General features: G+C 63.0%; 17 protein-coding genes. 9 read left to right on the forward strand and 8 right to left on the reverse strand.

Annotated features, from left to right (window positions below):
- The first annotated feature begins 76 nt into the window (after nt 1-76).
- Nucleotides 77-1,123: an L-glyceraldehyde 3-phosphate reductase gene (gene mgrA, locus NKH13_RS03090; RefSeq protein WP_352910564.1), complete on the forward strand. Its 1,047-nt coding sequence runs from the start codon at nt 77-79 to the stop codon at nt 1,121-1,123.
- Between the two features lie 82 nt (nt 1,124-1,205).
- Here the strand turns inward: mgrA and NKH13_RS03095 are convergent, their stop codons facing one another.
- Nucleotides 1,206-1,532 carry a DUF2934 domain-containing protein gene (locus NKH13_RS03095; RefSeq protein WP_352713912.1) on the reverse strand — a complete coding sequence of 109 codons (327 nt, stop codon included), beginning with the start codon at nt 1,530-1,532 and terminating at the stop codon, nt 1,206-1,208.
- 180 nt (nt 1,533-1,712) lie between these two features.
- Here NKH13_RS03095 and NKH13_RS03100 point away from each other — a divergent pair, with 180 nt between their 5' ends.
- Nucleotides 1,713-2,063 (forward strand): hypothetical protein, encoded by a 351-nt coding sequence (locus tag NKH13_RS03100; protein ID WP_352713911.1) that lies wholly within the window; start codon nt 1,713-1,715, stop codon nt 2,061-2,063.
- 173 nt (nt 2,064-2,236) lie between these two features.
- Here NKH13_RS03100 and NKH13_RS03105 read toward each other — a convergent pair whose 3' ends face one another.
- Complete coding sequence (locus NKH13_RS03105; protein ID WP_352713909.1) at nt 2,237-3,331, reverse strand: S1 family serine peptidase; 1,095 nt, start codon at nt 3,329-3,331, stop codon at nt 2,237-2,239.
- A 391-nt stretch (nt 3,332-3,722) separates the two neighbouring features.
- Between NKH13_RS03105 and NKH13_RS03110 the strand changes: the two genes are divergently transcribed.
- Nucleotides 3,723-4,805, forward strand: a complete 1,083-nt coding sequence (locus tag NKH13_RS03110) for a trypsin-like serine peptidase (protein WP_352910569.1) — start codon at nt 3,723-3,725, stop codon at nt 4,803-4,805.
- Between the two features lie 785 nt (nt 4,806-5,590).
- Here NKH13_RS03110 and NKH13_RS03115 read toward each other — a convergent pair.
- The gene (locus tag NKH13_RS03115) at nt 5,591-5,971 is read right to left on the reverse strand and encodes a hypothetical protein (RefSeq protein ID WP_352910572.1); all 381 of its coding nucleotides are present in this window, start codon (nt 5,969-5,971) and stop codon (nt 5,591-5,593) included.
- Nucleotides 5,972-6,073: 102 nt separating this feature from the next.
- Nucleotides 6,074-8,278, reverse strand: coding sequence for a caspase family protein (locus tag NKH13_RS03120; protein WP_352910575.1), 2,205 nt, complete (start codon nt 8,276-8,278; stop codon nt 6,074-6,076).
- 211 nt (nt 8,279-8,489) lie between these two features.
- Here NKH13_RS03120 and NKH13_RS03125 point away from each other — a divergent pair, with 211 nt between their 5' ends.
- The gene (locus tag NKH13_RS03125; RefSeq protein WP_023675234.1) at nt 8,490-8,894 is read left to right on the forward strand and encodes a Fur family transcriptional regulator; all 405 of its coding nucleotides are present in this window, start codon (nt 8,490-8,492) and stop codon (nt 8,892-8,894) included.
- A gap of 141 nt (nt 8,895-9,035) precedes the next feature.
- Here NKH13_RS03125 and NKH13_RS03130 read toward each other — a convergent pair whose 3' ends face one another.
- The 4 genes from NKH13_RS03130 to polA all read right to left on the reverse strand — a co-directional run bounded on the left by NKH13_RS03130 (nt 9,036) and on the right by polA (nt 13,170).
- Nucleotides 9,036-9,488 carry a hypothetical protein gene (locus NKH13_RS03130; RefSeq protein ID WP_352713892.1) on the reverse strand — a complete coding sequence of 151 codons (453 nt, stop codon included), beginning with the start codon at nt 9,486-9,488 and terminating at the stop codon, nt 9,036-9,038.
- A gap of 95 nt (nt 9,489-9,583) precedes the next feature.
- Entirely contained in the window at nt 9,584-9,862 is a 279-nt protein-coding gene (locus NKH13_RS03135) for a type II toxin-antitoxin system RelE/ParE family toxin (RefSeq protein ID WP_352910578.1), read from the reverse strand.
- Nucleotides 9,859-10,089, reverse strand: a complete 231-nt coding sequence (locus NKH13_RS03140) for a hypothetical protein (RefSeq protein ID WP_352910579.1) — start codon at nt 10,087-10,089, stop codon at nt 9,859-9,861. Before NKH13_RS03140 ends, NKH13_RS03135 begins: the two co-directional genes overlap by 4 nt.
- 132 nt (nt 10,090-10,221) lie before the next feature.
- Nucleotides 10,222-13,170 (reverse strand): DNA polymerase I, encoded by a 2,949-nt coding sequence (polA, locus tag NKH13_RS03145; RefSeq protein WP_352910582.1) that lies wholly within the window; start codon nt 13,168-13,170, stop codon nt 10,222-10,224.
- Nucleotides 13,171-13,612: 442 nt separating this feature from the next.
- Here polA and NKH13_RS03150 point away from each other — a divergent pair, with 442 nt between their 5' ends.
- The 5 genes from NKH13_RS03150 (at nt 13,613) to NKH13_RS03170 (ending at nt 19,358) form a co-directional block, all read left to right on the forward strand.
- The gene (locus NKH13_RS03150) at nt 13,613-14,998 is read left to right on the forward strand and encodes a M20/M25/M40 family metallo-hydrolase (protein ID WP_352910585.1); all 1,386 of its coding nucleotides are present in this window, start codon (nt 13,613-13,615) and stop codon (nt 14,996-14,998) included.
- 103 nt (nt 14,999-15,101) lie between these two features.
- On the forward strand, nt 15,102-15,722 hold the full coding sequence (locus NKH13_RS03155; RefSeq protein WP_023675237.1) for a ribonuclease D: 621 nt from the start codon (nt 15,102-15,104) through the stop codon (nt 15,720-15,722).
- Nucleotides 15,723-15,763: 41 nt separating this feature from the next.
- Entirely contained in the window at nt 15,764-16,015 is a 252-nt protein-coding gene (locus NKH13_RS03160) for a hypothetical protein (RefSeq protein ID WP_352910587.1), read from the forward strand.
- A gap of 290 nt (nt 16,016-16,305) precedes the next feature.
- Nucleotides 16,306-18,543 carry a transglycosylase domain-containing protein gene (locus tag NKH13_RS03165; protein ID WP_352910589.1) on the forward strand — a complete coding sequence of 746 codons (2,238 nt, stop codon included), beginning with the start codon at nt 16,306-16,308 and terminating at the stop codon, nt 18,541-18,543.
- Nucleotides 18,544-18,605: 62 nt separating this feature from the next.
- Complete coding sequence (locus NKH13_RS03170; protein ID WP_254816795.1) at nt 18,606-19,358, forward strand: SDR family NAD(P)-dependent oxidoreductase; 753 nt, start codon at nt 18,606-18,608, stop codon at nt 19,356-19,358.
- Nucleotides 19,359-19,360 lie beyond the last annotated feature (2 nt).

Raw genomic sequence — 19,360 nt, forward strand, 5'->3', positions numbered from 1 at the left:
TAAGGGTGGGGCCGAAGTCGACTTGCCCGTCATCGCGGCGGCAGCCGTCGGGCTCGTTTCGATATGAGGATTTTCCATGCCCTATGTTCCCGCCGAAAACCGCTACGAAAAGATGGTCTACAATCGCTGCGGGCGCTCCGGCCTGAAGCTGCCGGCGATCTCGCTTGGGCTGTGGCACAATTTCGGCGACGACACGCCGCATAGAACCAAGCAGGCGATCACGCGCAGGGCGTTTGATCTCGGTATCACGCATTTCGACCTCGCCAACAATTACGGCCCGCCGCCCGGCTCGGCGGAGCGGGCCTTCGGCGAAATCCTGCGGACGGACCTTGCCGGCTATCGCGACGAGCTGATCATCTCGACCAAGGCCGGCTACGAAATGTGGGCAGGACCTTATGGCGAATGGGGCGGCCGCAAATATGTGCTGGCCAGCCTCGACCAGAGCCTGAAGCGGATGCGCCTCGACTATGTCGACATCTTCTATTCGCACCGCTTCGACCCCGACACCCCGTTGGAAGAAACGATGGGCGCGCTCGATCACGCGGTGCGCTCGGGCAAGGCACTTTATGCCGGCATTTCCTCCTATAATTCGCAGAGAACCCGCGAAGCCGCCGACATATTGAAGCAGCTCGGCACGCCTTGCGTGATCCATCAGCCGAGCTATTCGATGCTCAACCGCTGGGTCGAGGACGACGGCCTGCTCGACACGCTGGAGGGACTTGGCGTCGGCTCGATCGTGTTCTCGCCGCTGGCGCAAGGCATGCTGACCGATAAATATCTCGGCGGCATCCCCGATGGCAGCCGCGCCAGCCAGGGCAAGTCGCTGCGCCCGGCATTCATCAACGACAAATCGATCGCCAATATCGAGGCGCTGAACGTCATCGCCCGTCGCCGCGGCCAGACGCTGGCGCAGATGGCGCTGGCCTGGGTGCTGCGCAGGGGCAGGGTCACATCGGCGCTGATCGGCGCCAGCCGGCCGGAACAGGTCGAGGATTGCGTCGGCGCGCTTGAAGCGCTCGACTTCAGCGATGCCGAGCTCGCCGAGATCGACACCTTTGCCCGCGAGTCGGATATCAACCTCTGGGCGGCGTCGGCCGAGCGTAAGGGGCCGCCACGGAAGTAGGCGACGACGGTCTGCGGTCCGTTTTCATCGAAAAGAGCCGGCAGCGCAAATTGGTAGCTGTCTTCGACACGGTGGCCAGCGGCTAACTTTCGGCTGCCTTGAGGTTCCGCGCGGCTTCCTCGAGCGTCGCTCTGTCGTTGCCAAGCCTGTCGATCAGCTCTTGCGCCTGATCACCGGTTATCCCGGTGCGCATCGCCAGCGCCTCGACGGTCAGAACGTCGGAACTGGCGATCGTTCCAGTGGGACCGCGGTCTGTCGCGCCATCTGCCGGCACGGTTGTCGCGTCGTCGAGGTCCAGCTCATGTTTCGCCTGCTGCCAATGACGCTCATGTGCGCCGTGCGGGCGGCCCTCGCGCACCCAGATCTCATAGGCTCGCTGCCGAATTTTTTCATGCAGATCGTCATCCATGGCGGTTCCTCCCTTGTGGCGTTTTCACCAACGCGGGGAGCGCCGGAACGATCCGATGTTCAAGCCGATTTCGTAGGCAAAGCCGCGCTTTCAACGAACAAACACCGGACAGACGCGTTTTGCGGAGGAACCTAGATAGCGGGCCGGCCGTTGAGCCGAACCTGAGCAAAGGAGATTACCATGGCCGACGAACCGAACGAATCCGCAACACCGAAGATGACTCAACGTGAAGCTCAGGAAGCCCTGGAGAAGCAGGTCGCGCAGCTGAGGCGCGAGATCAGCAAGATCAATCGGACCTTGGCCGAACGCGCGGAAGAGGCGATCGAAGACGCCGGCGGCTGGTATGACAACGCTGCTGAGCGCGCCTCCCGGACGGCACAAGCCCTCCGCAACAGGGCGCAGACGGTGTCCGGGGTCGTCCAGGAGAATCCTGGCACAATATCGTCCGCATTCATACTCGGAGCGGCAGTAGGGGCGCTACTGGGCCTCACCTTGGCCGCCACAGACCAGCGCCGCGATCGCTGGTTCTGATGCATGTCGCGCAAAAGTGTGCAGCGGTTTTGCGATAACGACATGCATTGAAACAAGAACCTAAAGTGCGTCGCATGAGGCCGGTCGGACGCGACGCGCTTTAGCCCCGACCAAAAGTTTCCGGGCAGAAACGGCGGGATTGCTCCCGCCGTACATTCAGCAGGCGGAAGCGGTCAGGGCGTGGCCGGCTTCTGAGCCGTGCCGAGGGCTTTGGGCGCTGCGGCTACGGGCGCTGCCGTCTTCATCTTCTCCTCGATCCAGCCGGTGTAATTGGCCAGCCGCGTGTAGATGCCGTAGGCGTTCTTGTGGCCGCAGGCGGTGCTGCCGTCGGCCGGCCCTTCGCCCCAGCTGACGACGCCGACCTGCACCGGACCATCGGCGCCGGTCATGAACAGCGGTCCGCCGCTGTCGCCATTGCAGGCGTCGCGCTCGCCGCTTGCGGTGCCGGCGCAGATCATGTTGCCGGTCAGCGGATCGGCCATGTCGGCTGCAATCGCGTTGGCGGCCGCCTCGATGCCCCTTTCCGAATAACGCATGCGGCGGGCGAGCTCGCCGAGCGCTGCCTTCAAATCATGCGCATAAATCGCCTTGATGCCGCTGTTGCAGGTTGCGTTCGGCTGGAGGTCCAGGTCGGCGACCATCAGCGCGGTGGGAAATGTTCCGTCCTGCATCTTGCCCCAACCGGTGACCATCGTTTTGCCAGCGTCGGGGGTCGGCTCACGGGCAATTTTGATGGTCGGGGCATCGGCCGGCTCGGCCAGCCGGATCAAGCCGAGATCGTTGTCCAGCGTCTGCTCGCTATAGCCCTCGTTGACGATGATCTCCACCGCCTTGTAGCGCTTGCCCTCGCTGAGATCGGTGGCGCCGGTGAGCACGGTGACTACATCAGGCGGAATCGGCTCGCCGTCGTCATTGAGGCAGTGCGCCGCCGTCAGCACCCATTGCGGCGCGATCAGGCTGCCGCCGCAGAACTGCGCATTCGCCTGCGAGGCCGGGCTTTTGTCCAGTTTGCCGGTGGTCAGCAACGCCACCTGGAACGGGTAAGCGCCCTTCTCGGCCTCTTTGCCGCCGTAGACGCGATCGGCGCCGTCGGGGTTCTCCGCCCTGGCCTTTGCCCTGGCCTCGGCCACGCGTTTCATCGGCGAGATCGCCGCCTCCGGCCGGGCGGCCGTGTTCCCGGCATGAACGGAATTGACGACCGGCACGGCCGCCGCGATGCCAAGCAGCGCGGCGGCGGCAATCGGTCTGAATCTATGGATGATCTTCACCTCGAACCCCCTGAGACGATGTTCCCGACAGGTTAGTCGCCGACGCATGATCCACTGAAATGGAACCGGCCGGTGAGATCATGCTCCACGGCGAAGCACGATCCGTCACAAAGCCGAGCACCATTTCTGCTAATCGTGCTGTCGAGCCAAACCCGCCCAAAATCCTATAGCCCCCCACGGGCTATGTGGAAGCAATTTGTCGTTGCCAATGTTGGATTATTTTAGGCAGTATACCGTTGCAGGCATTTTTGGCGGGGACCTAAACTGGCTGCACTGAATAATGGCCCGGTAAAGGCACCGGTAACCAATTTCATTTTTCTGCGCCACCACGATCTCGACAATATTTCTGTATCTTGATCCAGTCCTTGCTGACTTTTGGGAGAGTCTCACCATGACAAAACTGACACATAGCATTATTGCGTCCGCGTTGCTTTCCACCGCAATGTGGGCGGTTCCTGCCTTGGCTGCCGATCCAGGTTCCGCCAATGCCGGCAACGGCGAAAGCATGCGGGACGTGACATCGGGCGATTACAAGCCCGGCCGGGCGAAGCCGATCGCCCCGCCGAAATTGACCGACGATGAGGCCAACCGCGCCGCGCCGCTCACCGACGAAGCAACGGCCGTCAAATCCTACGGCATCGTCGGCCGCTCCGCCGATGGCAAGGACATCAAGATCGACCCGAACGAGACGCTGAAGGACCTTGTCATCAAGGAAATGAACGCGCCCGCCGACGGGCAGAAGTCCGATAATTCCGGACTGAGCGGAGGCGAAGAGGCCGGCCGCCAGGTGTTCGGGACGGACGACCGCGAGCAGATCAAGAATACCAAAACCTACCCGTTCACCGCGATAGGCTATCTCGAAGGCAAATCGAAGAGCGGCAGCTACGGCAGCTGCTCGGCGACGCTGATCGGCCCGCGCACGGTGCTCACCGCGGCGCACTGCCTCTACAGCCACGAGGACAAGGCCTGGCTGGATGACATCCTGTTCGTGCCGGCCCTCAATGGCAAGACCGCCGACGACGCACCGTTCGGCGCCTTCACCTATGAAAGCGCCTATATCGTCCAGGGCTTCATCGACAATTATCAGGGCTTTTACGGCTCGGTCGTGCCGTGGGATCTCGGCATCGTCACCCTGAAACAGGATGTCGGCACCAATCTCGGCTGGCTGGGCTATGCCAATTACGTGGATCTCGGCGATTTCACCGCCAACATCATCGGCTATCCCGGCGACAAGCCGATGGGCACGATGTGGAAAGCGACCTGCGAAGTGCAGGCCGAAAACATCGCCACCGAGTATTTCCAGTACGACTGCGACACGTATCCAGGATCGAGCGGCAGCTCGGTCTATGCCTATGACAATGGCTCCAAGCAGCGCGTCATCACCGGCGTCAACGTGGCCGAGAGCCCGGATGCCAATACCGCCGTGCGTCTGAACGCCATCAACGTCCAGTGGATCAACAGCCTGTACAAATAGGCGTGCAGAATTTCGGCCGCGATCATCGCGGAAAACCAGCCGGCGGCGGAGCATTTCCGTCGCCGGCTTTCGCATTTTGGGGAATTATCTGGACTGGGCCGAGGGTGGCGCCTGGCGCACATAGTTCTCGATCGGCAGGGCAAAAGTCGGCGAGCCGGCCTTGCGCTCCTTGTCGACATAGCCGGCAAAATAGCTCCAGAAGGAAGCGGCATAGTCGCGGAAATAGGAGTCGGCGACCTGACGCGAGCACAGCCTGCCTTCGACGCAGAAGGAAAGGCGGTTGAGGAAATAGACGATGCGGCGAAATTATCGCTGAACTCGGCAAGCGGCATGTCGCCGCCGGTAGCGCTCATCGCTTCGATGCCGATGCGCTGTCTGAACACCTGTTCCTCGGTCGGCGTCGGATTGGCGCTGAGCAGATTGCCGTATTTGGCGTTGAGCGCCGCCAGGCGTTGCTTGAGGGCCCGTTGCGCCTGCTGGTAATCCTTGCTTTCCCAGAGCTCGACCAGCGACATCGTCTGTTCGACACGCTTCTGCTCCTGGTTTGCCAGGAACTGGTAGACCGAAAAGATCAAGGTGAAGATGATCGCCAGGCGTACCAGCAATCCGGACCAGGCATAGACGAGCATGCGCCAGTCGCGGTCGGTGAACGGGTTCGCCTCCTTCTTGACCTCGTGATTGCTCACCCACGGCAGGCCTTCGACGGTTTTCCGGCAGGGACACCGGCTTCTTTTGCGGTACCGGCGCCGTCACTGCCTGCTGCGTTGCGTTGCCCCCCGCTTTCGTCATCCGCAGCTGTCCAGTTCTATGGTGGCGGACGGGTCGAGCACGATGCCCGGCGTCTCCAGCTTCTTCTTCAGGCAATCCAGCTGCGGGCGCGAAACGATGAACTGCACGTCAGGCGCAACCTGCGCCTTGCCCGGCGACGGCAACGGTTCGACCACGCCGCGTGAGGTGCAGCTGCTGAGATCGACCACGACGGCGGCGTTGCCGGTCTTGGCGATCTGGTCGTACTGGTCGAGAAAGCAGCTCGCCAGTTCGGAGTTGATGACGACCTCCTTGGCGCAGAGGCCGCAAGCCTCGTCCGCCGAAGCATTGGCGGCCAGCAACAGCCCGGCGACAAGGCCGACGATTGTTGCGCGCCACGAAAATACGATCCTGTTCACGAACGCCCTCATCCGTTCCGTTCGGCCGCCGACAGCGGCGGTCGAAGAATGTTCATTATCAGCCGATCAGGCAAGAGGCCCGGCCGGGCACTTGATCCCGCTTCAGGCGCGCGGCACCGTCTCCATCGGGAAGATCATCACGGCGCCGTTCGACCCCTTGTCGTCGGTGAGCCGCATGGCCGATCGCGTCGCCGGCGCCATGCCGATATCGGCCAGCATATCGGAGAAGCTTGGCTGTCCAAGTCCGCGCGTTACCGAGACAACCCCGTCTTGCGCCAGGAAACTCAGATCCTGCTTCTCGCTCTGCGGCGGCGCCTCGGTCAAGACGGCGATCATCCGCTCCATGCCGAAGCTGGTGTCGGTGAATTTGAACAAGCCTTCCTCGAGCACGGCGCCCTCGGTCAGGCGCTCGGCAAGAAAATGCTGGATGGAATAGTCGGAGCCGACATAGAGCACGTTGATGTCGACCAGGTTGGTCGAGCCGTTCCTGGCCAGCACGTGCACCTGATCATCGGGCGAAACACGCGGCACCGTCGACGGTTCGATCGGCTGCAGCGTGTCACTGTCAAAACGCTTGATCCGGAACTCGACACTGACCTCTTCCGGCCGATAATCGGAAGCGGCGGCCAGCCTCGACAGGCCGATGGCGCGGAAGATTTTCGTCAGGTTCCTGGCCGCGGTGTCGATCAACTTTTCGCGGCCATCCGGATGAATGACGATCATCGGCGGCTTGTTGCCGTCGTCCTTTAGCGTCATGTCGCCCGAAGCCGGAAGGAACCACAGCGCAGGCGCGTCGGTGGTATCTTCTGCGGCGCCAGCAATGGCGTTCTCGCGCAGCACGGCGAGACGCAGATCTGCGCTCTTGCCCGGCTCGACCAGCGCGATGTGGAACCCTGAGTTCTCCCTGGCCGCCAGATCGTCGAGAACCGAGTTCGCCAGCGCAGCCTCGTTCTCGAGGCCTTTGGACGCCGCCGGCCGCGCAACCACGAGCTTGTAGTCGACGGCGAGCTCGGCGAGCCGCGCATAGGCATTGGCGGGGATGTCGGCCAGCTTGAGCGCTGGCTTGCCGCCGAACTCGACCGGCTTGACCCGGCTTTCCAGGTTTTTCGCCGACTGAACCTGGAGATAGCCAAGCGCCTCGGACAGCGGCGACAGCGCCGACGGCAATATTGCGAGCCTGCTGCCGGGGGTGAGGCGATGCAGCAGTCCGGCGCCGATCGTGGCTTTGTCGCTCTCGATGACGATCGGCCATTGCATGACCGCGTCTGTCTTGTCGGTGCCGAAGACGCGCGCGTCGAGTTCTCCCTCGAACAGCGGCGTCGGCCGGGTGCGGCCGTCCGCCGAATATTGCTGCAGCACGGCCTGGCCGAGCTGGCGGTAGGTGATGTTGGGATTCTCGGCCAGTTTCGACAGGATGGTGAAGGTGAACAGCCCGAAACGCGGCGCATCGGCCGTGCCCTTGGGCAGCGGCATCTCAGGTGTCGTCTCCACCGTCTGCGCCGCGTAGAAGGCGACCAATTTACCCTTGGTGGTCGGCTCGGCGCCGGTCGGCGTCAGCTTGAAAGCCGGCTTGCGCTGCCCGTCCTCGTCAAAGCCGCGCGGCGCGGCCGACGCAATCCCGTCATAGGCTTTCACCGCAGCCGCCCTGGCAGCGTCGTCGCCGCCGACCAGATCGGCGAACTCGACCTTGCGTTCCAGCTCGTCGTCGACCTCGGCGGCGCGCGTCGCCGTGCCGGAATGGCAGCAGTCGAACACGGCCCAGATAAAAGCACCGTTGTCGCGGATGGCGTCGAGCGCGGCGCCGATCTCGTTGTCGACCAGCGCATTGGGCACGCCCTGTTCGCGGTTGACCCATTTGTCGATGTCGGACGGCAAGAAAATCTCGTCGAGGCCGTCGGTCTCGTCGCCCTTGTTCGCCGCCGGCTGTTGCGCGCCATGACCGGACAAATGCAGGTAGACGAAATCGTCGCGCTGGACCTTGGCGGCAAGGTCGGCCAACGCCGCCTTGATCGCCGCATGTGTCGGCGGTCCGTTGGCGCCTTCGACATCCTTGGCGAGCAGCGTGACGTTTTCGGCTGAAAACTTCACCGGCGCGGGCGTGTTCCTCAGGAGGTAATCGCGCACCAGGCCGGCGTCGTTCTTCGGTCCGATCAGCCAGTTCTTCCGCGGCAGGTTCGGATAATCGGTGCAAGCAACGAGCAGCGCGTGATAGGTGCGCGCCGCTGCGAATGCCCGAAACGGCACCAGGCCGGCAACGGCCAGCGCGGACGTGCCGGCAAGCAGCGTCCGCCGCGTCACTTTGATCATGATTGCTTCCCCAAGCCCGATCGAATTTCCAAGCACGGCCAGCCTGGCCGAGGATTTTGTCAGTATTTTGAATATGGCGACGCCGGCCAGCCGACCACCGGCTGCGAATAGAAACAGTAGCAAAAATGGCAGTTCGTCGCTATCTCAAGCGAAGAAGCCGGATTGCATGCGAACTGGCAGTGATCGGCACGGAGCGGCTTGGAACAGGATCATGGCGGCAAGGGATGTACTGACGAAGAACCAGCTTTGCGTGCTCGAGAAACTCGAGGCCGCCAGCGGACCGCTCAGCGCCTATACGTTACTCGACCAATTGCGCGAGCGCGGTTTTCGCGCGCCGCTGCAGGTCTACCGGGCGCTCGACACGCTGGTGAAGTCCGGCTTCGTGCACAGGCTCGAAAGCCTCAATTCCTTCGTCGCCTGTGCCGAGCCGCACGACCACAGCCATTCGATGACGGCGTTTGCCATCTGCGACACCTGCGGCCAGGTGACCGAGTTCTCCGACCACGATGTCGGCCACCGGCTCGACGAATGGGTGCGCTCGACCGGCTTCGCCGCCAAGAAGGCGGTGATCGAATTCCGCGGGACTTGTGCGAAGTGTTTGGCCGAGGCGGCTTAGCAAGCCCGAAGGCAACACTTCGAAGGCGGCGGAGCAGTATTCACGCCTCGCCGGTGGGCTCACGATGGTTCCTATGCCTTGGCGATAGCCTCCATGAGGCGGAAGCCGCCAGTCGACAAACGACCCGTTGCAGACATTCGGCTATGAAAGTGCAGTCCAAACTACCCTCTCAAGATCGGGAGAGTAGCGTGCGATGATAGCCTCTTGATCATTTTCCTGCGTGAGAATTATCTGCTTCCCAGTAGCGTCACCGAGCAATCGCATAAAGCGGTCAAGGTGCTCAACCTCGGTTTTTCCTCTGACTTGCCTTGGATCGAAGTCGAACTCAATTTCGACAGCGCTGAAGAAGTGACATGCAAGCTGAATTGGCCCGACGTTAAAAGACAGTAAGCTGCCTGTTTCGCTTTCCAGGGCCGCTTCGACGCCCAATGGCATCGACTCGATCTTGCCGGAGACACTGAAACTAGCAGGCGGGGTCCATTCGAGGAGGATGTTCCAGACGCTCTGCCAATCTGCCTCAGACGTGTTCAGAACGTAGATGTCTCGCCAGTAGCCGTCCCAAGCGAAATCCGATGCTATCTGTTCCCAATTCATGCATGAACCATTCTCGATGACTGCGGTTCTAGCATGACATACGCCATGAGTGCTTTCCACAAATCCCCAAGTCCGCTTTCCACCTAGTTTACGGCCTAGCCAACCGGCTTCTTTGAGGTATGCCGGATGTGCAGGATTTCGATTGCATCGGAACGGGCACGATAGAAAACCTTGTAGGGATAGCGACCTATGAAGAGCACGCGAACGCCAGGAATATCGGTCGCGTGGCCACTTTCTGGAAATTCGGCAAGTCTCGAAATCCCAGCTTGGATCCGAGAAACAACTGAAAGGGCGCCCTGAGGCGCCCGCTCTTCGAGGTAGTTGAAAATCGCCTCGCGTTCGGCAAAAGCCTGCCGCGTTAATCGGACCTTCATAATCTGCGGCGGGTGTCGGCCGCGCGAACGGTATCCTCATCTACGAAAGTGCCGTGATCGGCCTCTGCCAGCCCCGCTATGATCGCGCTGCGCTCTGATTCCGATGTGGCATACACTCCGGTTCGGCGCGCCTCGATGACGCGGGCATAGTCGGCAAGCTCCTCCTGGTCTTCGCGAGGCCAAGCTTCCGCGTGCTTTACCAAATTCTCGAGTGTCTTCGTGATCATGGGGGCAGTATACCACACCGCTGCTTTTCGTGAACCTTGAGCCGAAAGATGGCTCAACGGGCGCGTAGGCTGATGAGGTAGGCCACATCAGGATATTGAGGCTCCTCAACAGGAAGTCGATATCGGCCCGCCTTAATGCGCCTCTTCCCAGTTGTTGGCGGCGCGGGCGTCGACGTGCAGCGGCACCGACATCGATACCGCCGGCATGGCAGCGTTCTCCATGACATGGCAGACGATGGGGATCGTCGCCTCGACCTCGGCTTCGACCGTCTCGAAAACCAGCTCATCGTGCACCTGCAGCAACATGCGGGCGGAAAGCCTGGCCTTTTCCAGCGCCTCGTCCATGCGGATCATGGCGCGGCGGATGATGTCGGCTGCCGTGCCCTGCAGGCGTGCGTTGATCGAGGCGCGCTCGTTGAACGCGCGGACCGACGGGTTTGACGATCTGATCTCCGGATAGTGGATGCGGCGGCCGAAAATGGTCTCGACGAAGCCGTGCTCGCGGGCATAGGCCTTGGTCGCATCGATATAGTCGCGGATGCCGGGGAAACGCTCGAAATATTTCTTGATGTAGTCGCCGGCTTCCTCGCGCGCGATCGACAGCTGGTTGGCGAGGCCAAAGGCCGAAATGCCGTAGATGATGCCGAAATTGATCGCCTTGGCGCGGCGGCGCACTTCCGATGGCATGCCCTCTACCGGCACGTTGAACATTTCAGACGCGGTGATGGCGTGGATGTCGGCGCCGTCGGCGAAGGCCTGCTTGAGCTGCGGGATTTCGGCGACGTGGGCCAGCACGCGCAATTCGATCTGGCTGTAGTCGGCGGATACCAGCTTGTTGCCCTTGTCGGCGATGAAGGCCGTCCTGATCTTTCGCCCCTCCACCGTGCGCACCGGAATGTTCTGCAGATTGGGGTCCGAGGACGACAGCCGGCCGGTCGTCGTCGCGGCAAGCGCGTAGGAGGTGTGGACGCGCTTGGTGTCGGGATGGATGAAGCCGGGCAGCGCATCGGTATAGGTCGATTTCAGCTTGGTCAGCTGGCGCCAGTCGACGATCTTGCGCGGCAATTCGTGGCCTTCGGCGGCGAGGTCTTCGAGAAGCTGCGCCGAAGTCGACCACTGGCCGGTCTTGGTTTTAGAACCGCCGGGCAGGCCCATCCTGCCGAACAGGATGTCGCCGAGCTGTTTTGGCGAGCCGATGTTGATGCGTTCGCCGACCAGCTGGTAGATCTCGTCCTCGAGCCGTGCGGCACCCTGTGCCAGTTCGCCGGAGAGCCGCGACAGGATCTGCCGGTCGATAGAGATGCCGCGCTGTTCCATCCGTGCCAGCACCGGCACCAGCGGCCGTTCCAGCCGTTCATAGACCGAGACCAGGCCCTTGGCGGCAAGCCGTGGCTTCAGCACCTGCCAGAGCCTGAGCGCGACGTCGGCGTGCTCGGCGCCGTAAGCCGTCGCCTTGCCGAGGTCGGCCTGATCGAGGCCGACGAAGCTTCTTCCCGAACCGGCCAGTTCCTTCAGCGGAATGGTCGCGTGGCCGAGCCATTTATCGGCCAGCGCCTCCAGGCCATGGCCACCGTGGGTTCCGGCCTCGAGCACGTAGGAGATCAGCATGGTGTCGTCATAGGGTCCGATCTCGATGCCGTGACGGCTCATGACGACAAGGCGGTATTTCATGTCGTGCACGATCTTGAGGACGGATTTGTCCTCGAGCAGCGGCTTGAGCAACGCCAGAGCGTCGCGGATCGGGATCTGGTTTTCGACCGCGCCGCCGCCGAGCAGGTCGCCATTGCCGTTCTTATGGGCAAGCGGCACATAGGCGGCATGGCCGGGCGCGACGGCCATGGCAAGGCCGATCAGTTCGGCCCGCATCGGATCGGGCGAGGAGGTCTTAACGTCGAAGGCGACGATGCCTCTCTCCATCGCCTCGGCGATCCAGACCTTCAGCGTGGCGGCGTCGCGGATGCAGGCGTAAGCGCTGGTGTCGATCTTGCGGGCGGTGGCAGCCTCCAGGCGAAGCGCCGAAAGCAGGGATGGGGTGTCGCCTTGCCTGGCTGCGGCCGGGGCTTCGAGTGCCGCTTCGTCCGACGGCGGTGCGCTCTCGGCGGCCGCGGGCACGCCAAAACCCATATCGGGGCCATGCGCGGTATCGGCACGCTCTATCGTGACGGGAGTGGCCGCAACGTCGCCCGCGTCCGTTCCGGTCGCTTCGGCCACGCGGCGGGTCAGCGTCGAGAATTCCATGGTCTTGAGAAAGCCGATCAGCCTGGGGCCGTCCGGCTCGTGCAACACGAACTCGTCGAGCCCCTCGGTCACCGGCACGTCGTTCTTCAGCGTCACCAGGTCACGCGAGATGCGCGCCTTGTCGGCATTGGCGATGATCGATTCGCGCCGCTTGTCCTGCTTGATCTCGCCGGCGCGGGCGAGCAGCGTATCGAGGTCGCCGAACTGTTCGAGCAATTGCGCCGCCGTCTTCGGCCCGATGCCGGGCACGCCCGGCACATTGTCGACCGAATCGCCGGTCAGCGCCTGCAGGTCGATCATTTTCTGCGGCGGCACGCCCCATTTGTCGATCACCTCGGGAACGCCGATCTGGCGGTCCTTCATCGGGTCGTACATGGCAACCGTTGGGCCGACCAGTTGCATCAGATCCTTGTCGGAAGAGATGATGGTGGTGTCGGCGCCGGCTTCGCAGGCAAGCCGGCAATAGGTGGCGATCAAATCGTCGGCCTCGTAGCCTTCCGTCTCAAGGCATGGCAGGTTGAAGGCCCTGGTCGCCTGGCGGATCAGGCCGAATTGTGGGATCAAATCTTCCGGCGGCGCCGAGCGGTTGGCCTTGTATTCGGGGTAGAGGTCGTTGCGGAAGGTTTTCGACGAATAGTCGAAAATCACGGCGAAATGCGTCGGCACGATGCCGACATCGGTATTGCGGGCGTCCTGCGTCAGCTTCCAGACCATGTTGCAGAAGCCGAGCACGGCACTGGTCGGCAGCCCGTCGGACTTGCGGGACAGCGGCGGGAGCGCGTGATAGGCACGGAAGATGTAGCCGGAGCCGTCGACAAGGAAGAGATGATCGCCTTTTTTCATGGCACGAGGGATAGCGCGGCGCAGCGCCGCGGTCCATGCCAAAGGCGGCTTGCGCCAAGGGTTCCGGCAACACCCTGACAAATGGCGTGCGGGCCTGGCCGGCCATGGCGGCTTGCTCGGAGCTTTGTACGCTCACGCCTATGTTACAAAAGTGTAATTTTTGTGCCCTTGAATCGCCACGTTCGCAGACACAGATAAACACCATCGGCGGTTTTCGCCGAAGTCCGGAGCAAGGCCCGTCCCCCGCCTATCCCGGACACTTGCGGCAGCCTATCCCCCCTCTCCGGGCTGCCGCATCGTTTCGAGTAAGGCCGCCGTGGTTCCCCTCCACCACGGCGGCATTTTTTTGCCTTTCGACAGGGAGCTGTGGCCCAACGGTCGCGGGCTTTCCGTTTCGCCGCATGGGCTCTAGATTCGCCGCCAGAATCGAAAGGCCCGCCTGATGTCCGCAGTTTCCCCTGTTCTCGACCGCCTCGACAAGAACTTCGACCAGAGCCTCGAACGCCTGTTCGGCCTGCTCGGCATCAAGTCGATCTCCACCGATCCGGACTACGCCGCCGACTGCCGCAAGGCCGCCGAATGGCTGGTTGCCGAGCTCAAGCTGATCGGCTTCGACGCCAGCGTGCGCGACACGCCGGGGCATCCGATGGTGGTCGCGCATCACGACGGGCCGGCGAGAGCGCCGCATCTGTTGTTTTACGGCCATTACGACGTCCAGCCGGTCGATCCGATCGAGCTGTGGGAAAGCGACCCGTTCGCGCCGGCGGTCAAGGAGATCGAGCCCGGCCACAAGGTGATCACCGGCCGCGGCGCGGCCGACGACAAGGGCCAGCTGATGACCTTCGTCGAGGCCTGCCGCGCGTGGAAGCAGGTGCATGGCGGATTGCCGTGCCGCATCACGATCCTGTTCGAGGGCGAGGAGGAGTCCGGATCACCGTCGCTAAAGCCGTTTCTCGAGGCGAATGCGGAAGAGCTCAAGGCCGATTTCGCGCTGGTCTGCGACACGGGCATGTGGGACCGCGATACGCCGTCGATCTGCGTCTCGCTGCGCGGGCTGGTCGGCGAGGAGATCACGGTGACGGCCGCCGACCGCGACCTGCATTCCGGGCTCTATGGCGGTGCGGCCGCCAATCCCATCCGCATCCTGGCAAAAATCCTGGCCGACATCCACGATGCGGAGGGCCACGTCACCATTCCGGGTTTCTATGACGGTGTCGAGGAAACGCCGTCGCAGATATTGCAGTCGTGGCTGTCGCTCGGCGAGACCGCCGAGACCTTCCTCGGCCCGATCGGCCTGTCGATTCCGTCCGGCGAAAAGGGCCGCTCGGTGCTCGAACTGACGTGGGCGCGGCCGACGGCCGAGTTCAACGGCATTATCGGCGGCTATACCGGCAAGGGCTTCAAGACGGTGATCGCCGCGCAGGCCTCGGCGAAAGTGTCCTTCCGCCTCGTTCACAAACAGGATCCGGAAAAAATCCGCGCCGCCTTCCAGGCATTCGTCAGGCAACGCGTTCCGGCCGACTGCTCGGTCGAATTCCACCCGCATGGCGGCTCGCCAGCGATCCAGCTTTCCTACGACTCGCCCTTCCTCGCCAAGGCCAAGCAAGCGCTATCCGACGAATGGCCGAAACCGGCAGTGGTGACCGGCAGTGGCGGCTCGATCCCGGTGGTCGGCGATTTCCAGACCTATCTCGGCATGGAATCGCTGCTGGTCGGTTTCGGCCTCGACGACGACCGCATCCACTCGCCGAACGAGAAGTACGAGATGAACTCCTTCCACAAGGGCCAGCGCTCCTGGGCGCGCATTCTCGAGGCGCTGACACGCTGAAATTGCGCCAGACTCAAGTTTTTGTTGATTTTTCGCCGGATCGCGGCAAGGACGGGCAAGGTCCGTCGCGCATCGCTGCACGGGGCCGCGACCGGAGAAGACGATGAGCGACATACGTTTCCATAAAAACGATCTGCCCGGCCTGCTGCATTACGATGTCGGGGCGGTCGCCATCGACACCGAGACGCTGGGGCTGAACCCGCATCGCGACCGGCTCTGCGTCGTGCAGATCTCGCCGGGCGACGGCTCGGCCGACGTCATTCAGATCGCGCCGGGTCAGAAGAAGGCGCCGAACCTCGTCAGCCTGCTCAAGAACCGCAGCATCACCAAGCTGTTCCATTACGGCCGCTTCGACCTGGCCGTGCTCTACAACGCGTTTGGCGTCATGCCGGAGCCGGTGTTCTGCACCAAGATCGCGTCGCGGCTGACGCGCACCTACACCGACCGGCACGGGCTGAAGGACATCTGCTTCGAGCTTCTCGGCGTCGGCCTGTCGAAGGCGCAGCAATCGTCCGACTGGGCGGCCGAGACGCTGTCGCCCGAGCAGCTCGAATATGCCGCCTCCGACGTGCTCTATTTGCACCGGCTGCGCGACGTGCTGAGCGCGCGGCTGGCGCGCGACAACCGGACGAGGGAGGCCGATGCCTGCTTCCGCTTCCTGCCGACGCGTGCGAAACTCGACCTGATGGGCTGGGATGAAGAGGATATCTTCGCCCACAGCTAATGGCCTTCTGGCACTAACGCCGTCGGCCGGGAGGAATTGAAATGGCTGCGCGAAAACCAATCGAAACGGCACCGAAGGACGGTTCCAAGGTCACCGTCTACTGGCAGGACAACGACGGCGTGATGAACGAGAGCATCGCGCAATACCGTTCGCTCGACCGGCTGAAGGCGGCCGGCGGCGACTGGGACGAAAGTGATGCGGGCTGGTGGGCCTATACGGACGGCCATACGCAAAAGAAGATCGAGCCAATCAGCTGGCGGCCGGCTTCCGACGATCCGGACGCCGACGACTGAGGGCTGTCGCAACCGCCGACCTGAAGTGATTATTCTGAGGCGAAGCGTATTTTGTTCTTGCTTTGTGCCGGCAGCTATGCTACTAATCTCGCTATGGTGCTCATTGGCCCCAACGACCCGCCCGCTGAGGCGGGTTTTTCATTTTCGGCTTGAGGCTGCCGCGGGCCGCGCGTGCTCGGCAAGCGATTGAATACACTTTACTTCGATTTTTCCCGACTTAACCCGCCCTTAAATCGCCGCATCTAGTCTTCAACCCGAACGCCATAGGCATGGGGAAGACAGCAGAGCGCATGGCGAACCGGAAAGACAGCCGCATCGAGCCCAGCTTCGAGGCATCGCCGGGGGCGAGATCCTCGGCCGGTTTTTCGGTGAGCGAGGAGGACCGCGTCGTGCCGAGCAACCGAAAAGCCGCTGCAAAGCGCAAATCATCCAAGGCCAAGCCGTCACGCGGCGGGCGCGGCAAAAGCCGGCTCGGCGTGCTTGGCCGGCTGTTCTACTGGTGCTTCGTGCTGGCCATCTGGGGTGGCATCGCCACTGGCGGCATCGTCGTCTATTACGGCGCGAAAATGCCGGCGGCCACCACCTGGGCCATTCCCGACCGCGCCCCCAACATCAAGATCGTCTCGGTCGACGGCCAGCTGCTTGGCAATCGCGGCATGAGCGGCGGCGAAGCCGTCGGCCTGCACGAAATGTCGCCTTACATCCCCGAGGCCGTCATCGCCATCGAAGACCGCCGCTTCTATTCGCATTTCGGCATCGATCCGATCGGCCTTTCCCGGGCCATGGTGACCAATGTTCTGGGCGGGCATTTTTCGCAGGGCGGCTCGACGCTGACCCAGCAGCTGGCCAAGAACCTGTTCCTGACGCCGGACCGCACGCTGGAACGCAAGGTGCAGGAAGTGCTCTTGGCGCTGTGGCTGGAGCACAAGCATACGAAGGACCAGATCCTCGAAATGTACCTCAACCGGGTTTATTTCGGCTCCGGCGCCTATGGCGTCGAAGCGGCCTCGCGCCGCTATTTCGGCAAGAGCGCGCGCGACGTCACGCTGTCGGAGGCCGCACTTCTCGCCGGCCTGCTCAAGGCGCCGTCGCGGCTGTCGCCGGCGCGCGACCCGAAGGCGGCCGAACAGCGTTCGCAGCTGGTGCTTGCCGCGATGCGCGACGAGGGCAAGATCAGCGTCAAGGAGATGACCACGGCGATGAGCGCGCCGGCGACGCGCGCGCCGTCCTACTGGACCGGCTCGGAAAACTATGTCGCCGATACGATTATGGAAGAGCTGCCCGACCTGATCGGCGACGTGCGCCGCGACATCGTCGTCGACACGACTGTCGACCTGACGCTGCAGAAGCTCGCCGAGGAATCGATCCGGAGGCTGATCGACCAGAGCGGCAAGAAGCTCAATGTCAGCCAGGGCGCGCTTGTGTCGATCGACAATTCCGGCGCGGTGCGCGCCATGGTCGGCGGTTATGATTATTCGACCAGCCAGTTCGACCGCGCCTCGGAAGCGCGCCGCCAGCCGGGCTCGGCATTCAAGCCGTTCGTCTATATGGCGGCGCTGGAATCCGGCCGTACGCCGGACAGCGTGCGCAACGACGCGCCGATCAAGATCGGCAACTGGACGCCCGACAATTACGGCGGCAAATATTTTGGCAAGGTGACACTGGCGACGGCGCTGGCGAAATCGCTGAACTCGGTGGCCGCGCAGCTGACCATGGAAGTCGGACCGAATGCGGTGGTCGAGGCGGCGCACCGCATGGGCATCCAGTCCGAGCTGACGGCCAACACTTCGATCGCGCTGGGCACCTCGGAAGTGACGCCGCTGGAACTGACCTCGGCCTATGTACCCTTCGCCAATGGCGGCTACAAGCCGGACATCCATTTCATCCGCCGCGTCACGACGAGCGACGGCAAGGTGCTCTACGAAAATAATGGCGGCGGTGCGCCGCGCGTCGTCAAGCCCGATGTCGTCGGCATGATGAACTCGATGATGACCGGCACGGTCGAGATCGGCACGGCCAGGAAGGCGGCGTTCGCGTGGCCGGCCGCCGGCAAGACCGGCACCAGCCAGAACTCGCGCGACGCCTGGTTCATCGGCTATACCGCCAACCTCACCACCGGCGTCTGGTTCGGCAATGATGACGGCAGCGCGATGAAGAAGGTCACCGGCGGCGCGCTGCCGGCGCAGGCCTGGCACGAATTCATGGTCGCCGCCCATGAGGGCGTGCCGGTGCGGCCGCTGCCCGGAACCTGGAAGTCGACGCCGCCCGACACCATCGTCCCAGACGACATACCGTCCGACACGGCGCCGCCGGTCGCTTCCGTCGGCCAATCGGCGCCGCCTGCGGCAGCTACCCAGCCGGCTTCGCGTCCCGCGCGCCCTGCCGAGACGGTCGATGCCGGCGGCCTGGCCATGCCGGGCGTCGACAGCGCCACCGGATCGATCAAGCATCCGGTGCCGCCCGGCAATGTCGGCGGCCCGGTCAAGAAGCGGCAGACCTCGATTCTTGACATCCTGACCGGCGGCTGAGCGGCGATCCCCCTCGCAACCGCGACGATGTTCCGCTACATGTCCGCCTGGAGACAAGCGACATGGCTGAACTCGACACCAGAAAGACGATCGTGCTGACCGGCGCCAGCCGTGGCATCGGCCATGCCACGGTCAAGCGCTTTTCACGCGAAGGCTGGCGCGTCATCACCTGCTCGCGCCAGGCCTTTGCCGAGGACTGCCCGTGGCCGGCCGGCCCGGAAGACCACATCAAGGTCGACCTCGCCGACCAGGAGGACGTCGGCATCGCCATCTCCGAGATCCGCCACCGGCTGGAGGCGCATGGCGGGCAGCTGCATGCGCTGGTCAACAATGCCGGCATCTCGCCGAAGCTCAAGGACGGCAACAGCCGCATGAACTCGATCGACACGCCGATGCATGTCTGGCGCGACGTCTTCCAGGTGAATTTCTTCGCCCCGATCATGCTGGCGCGCGGACTGTTCAAGGAGCTGGCATCGGCCAAGGGCTCGATCGTCAACGTCACCTCGATCGCCGGCACCCGCGTGCACCCCTTCGCCGGTACCGCTTATGCGACGTCGAAGGCGGCACTCGGCTCGCTGACACGCGAGATGGCGCATGATTTCGGCCCGCACGGCATTCGCGTCAACGCCATTGCGCCGGGCGAGATCGACACCGCGATCCTGTCGCCGGGCACCGAAAAAATCGTCGAGACAATTCCGCTGAGAAGGCTGGGCACCACGGCGGAAGTTGCCGACATCATCTTCTTCCTGTGCTCGCAGCAGGCGTCCTACGTGACCGGTTCGGAAATCCACATCAATGGCGGCCAGCACGTTTGAGC

The organism is Mesorhizobium sp. M1348 (genome assembly GCF_040317925.1).
Taxonomy (GTDB): Bacteria; Pseudomonadota; Alphaproteobacteria; order Rhizobiales; family Rhizobiaceae; genus Mesorhizobium.

Coding starts and splice junctions, on each gene's coding strand:
- mgrA (WP_352910564.1), top strand. CDS start 77: ATGCCCTATGTTCCCGCCGAAAACCGCTACGAAAAGATGGTCTACAAT.
- NKH13_RS03095 (WP_352713912.1), bottom strand. CDS start 1,532: ATGGATGACGATCTGCATGAAAAAATTCGGCAGCGAGCCTATGAGATC.
- NKH13_RS03100 (WP_352713911.1), top strand. CDS start 1,713: ATGGCCGACGAACCGAACGAATCCGCAACACCGAAGATGACTCAACGT.
- NKH13_RS03110 (WP_352910569.1), top strand. CDS start 3,723: ATGACAAAACTGACACATAGCATTATTGCGTCCGCGTTGCTTTCCACC.
- NKH13_RS03120 (WP_352910575.1), bottom strand. CDS start 8,278: ATGATCAAAGTGACGCGGCGGACGCTGCTTGCCGGCACGTCCGCGCTG.
- NKH13_RS03125 (WP_023675234.1), top strand. CDS start 8,490: ATGGCGGCAAGGGATGTACTGACGAAGAACCAGCTTTGCGTGCTCGAG.
- NKH13_RS03130 (WP_352713892.1), bottom strand. CDS start 9,488: ATGAATTGGGAACAGATAGCATCGGATTTCGCTTGGGACGGCTACTGG.
- NKH13_RS03135 (WP_352910578.1), bottom strand. CDS start 9,862: ATGAAGGTCCGATTAACGCGGCAGGCTTTTGCCGAACGCGAGGCGATT.
- NKH13_RS03140 (WP_352910579.1), bottom strand. CDS start 10,089: ATGATCACGAAGACACTCGAGAATTTGGTAAAGCACGCGGAAGCTTGG.
- polA (WP_352910582.1), bottom strand. CDS start 13,170: ATGAAAAAAGGCGATCATCTCTTCCTTGTCGACGGCTCCGGCTACATC.
- NKH13_RS03150 (WP_352910585.1), top strand. CDS start 13,613: ATGTCCGCAGTTTCCCCTGTTCTCGACCGCCTCGACAAGAACTTCGAC.
- NKH13_RS03155 (WP_023675237.1), top strand. CDS start 15,102: ATGAGCGACATACGTTTCCATAAAAACGATCTGCCCGGCCTGCTGCAT.
- NKH13_RS03160 (WP_352910587.1), top strand. CDS start 15,764: ATGGCTGCGCGAAAACCAATCGAAACGGCACCGAAGGACGGTTCCAAG.
- NKH13_RS03165 (WP_352910589.1), top strand. CDS start 16,306: ATGGCGAACCGGAAAGACAGCCGCATCGAGCCCAGCTTCGAGGCATCG.
- NKH13_RS03170 (WP_254816795.1), top strand. CDS start 18,606: ATGGCTGAACTCGACACCAGAAAGACGATCGTGCTGACCGGCGCCAGC.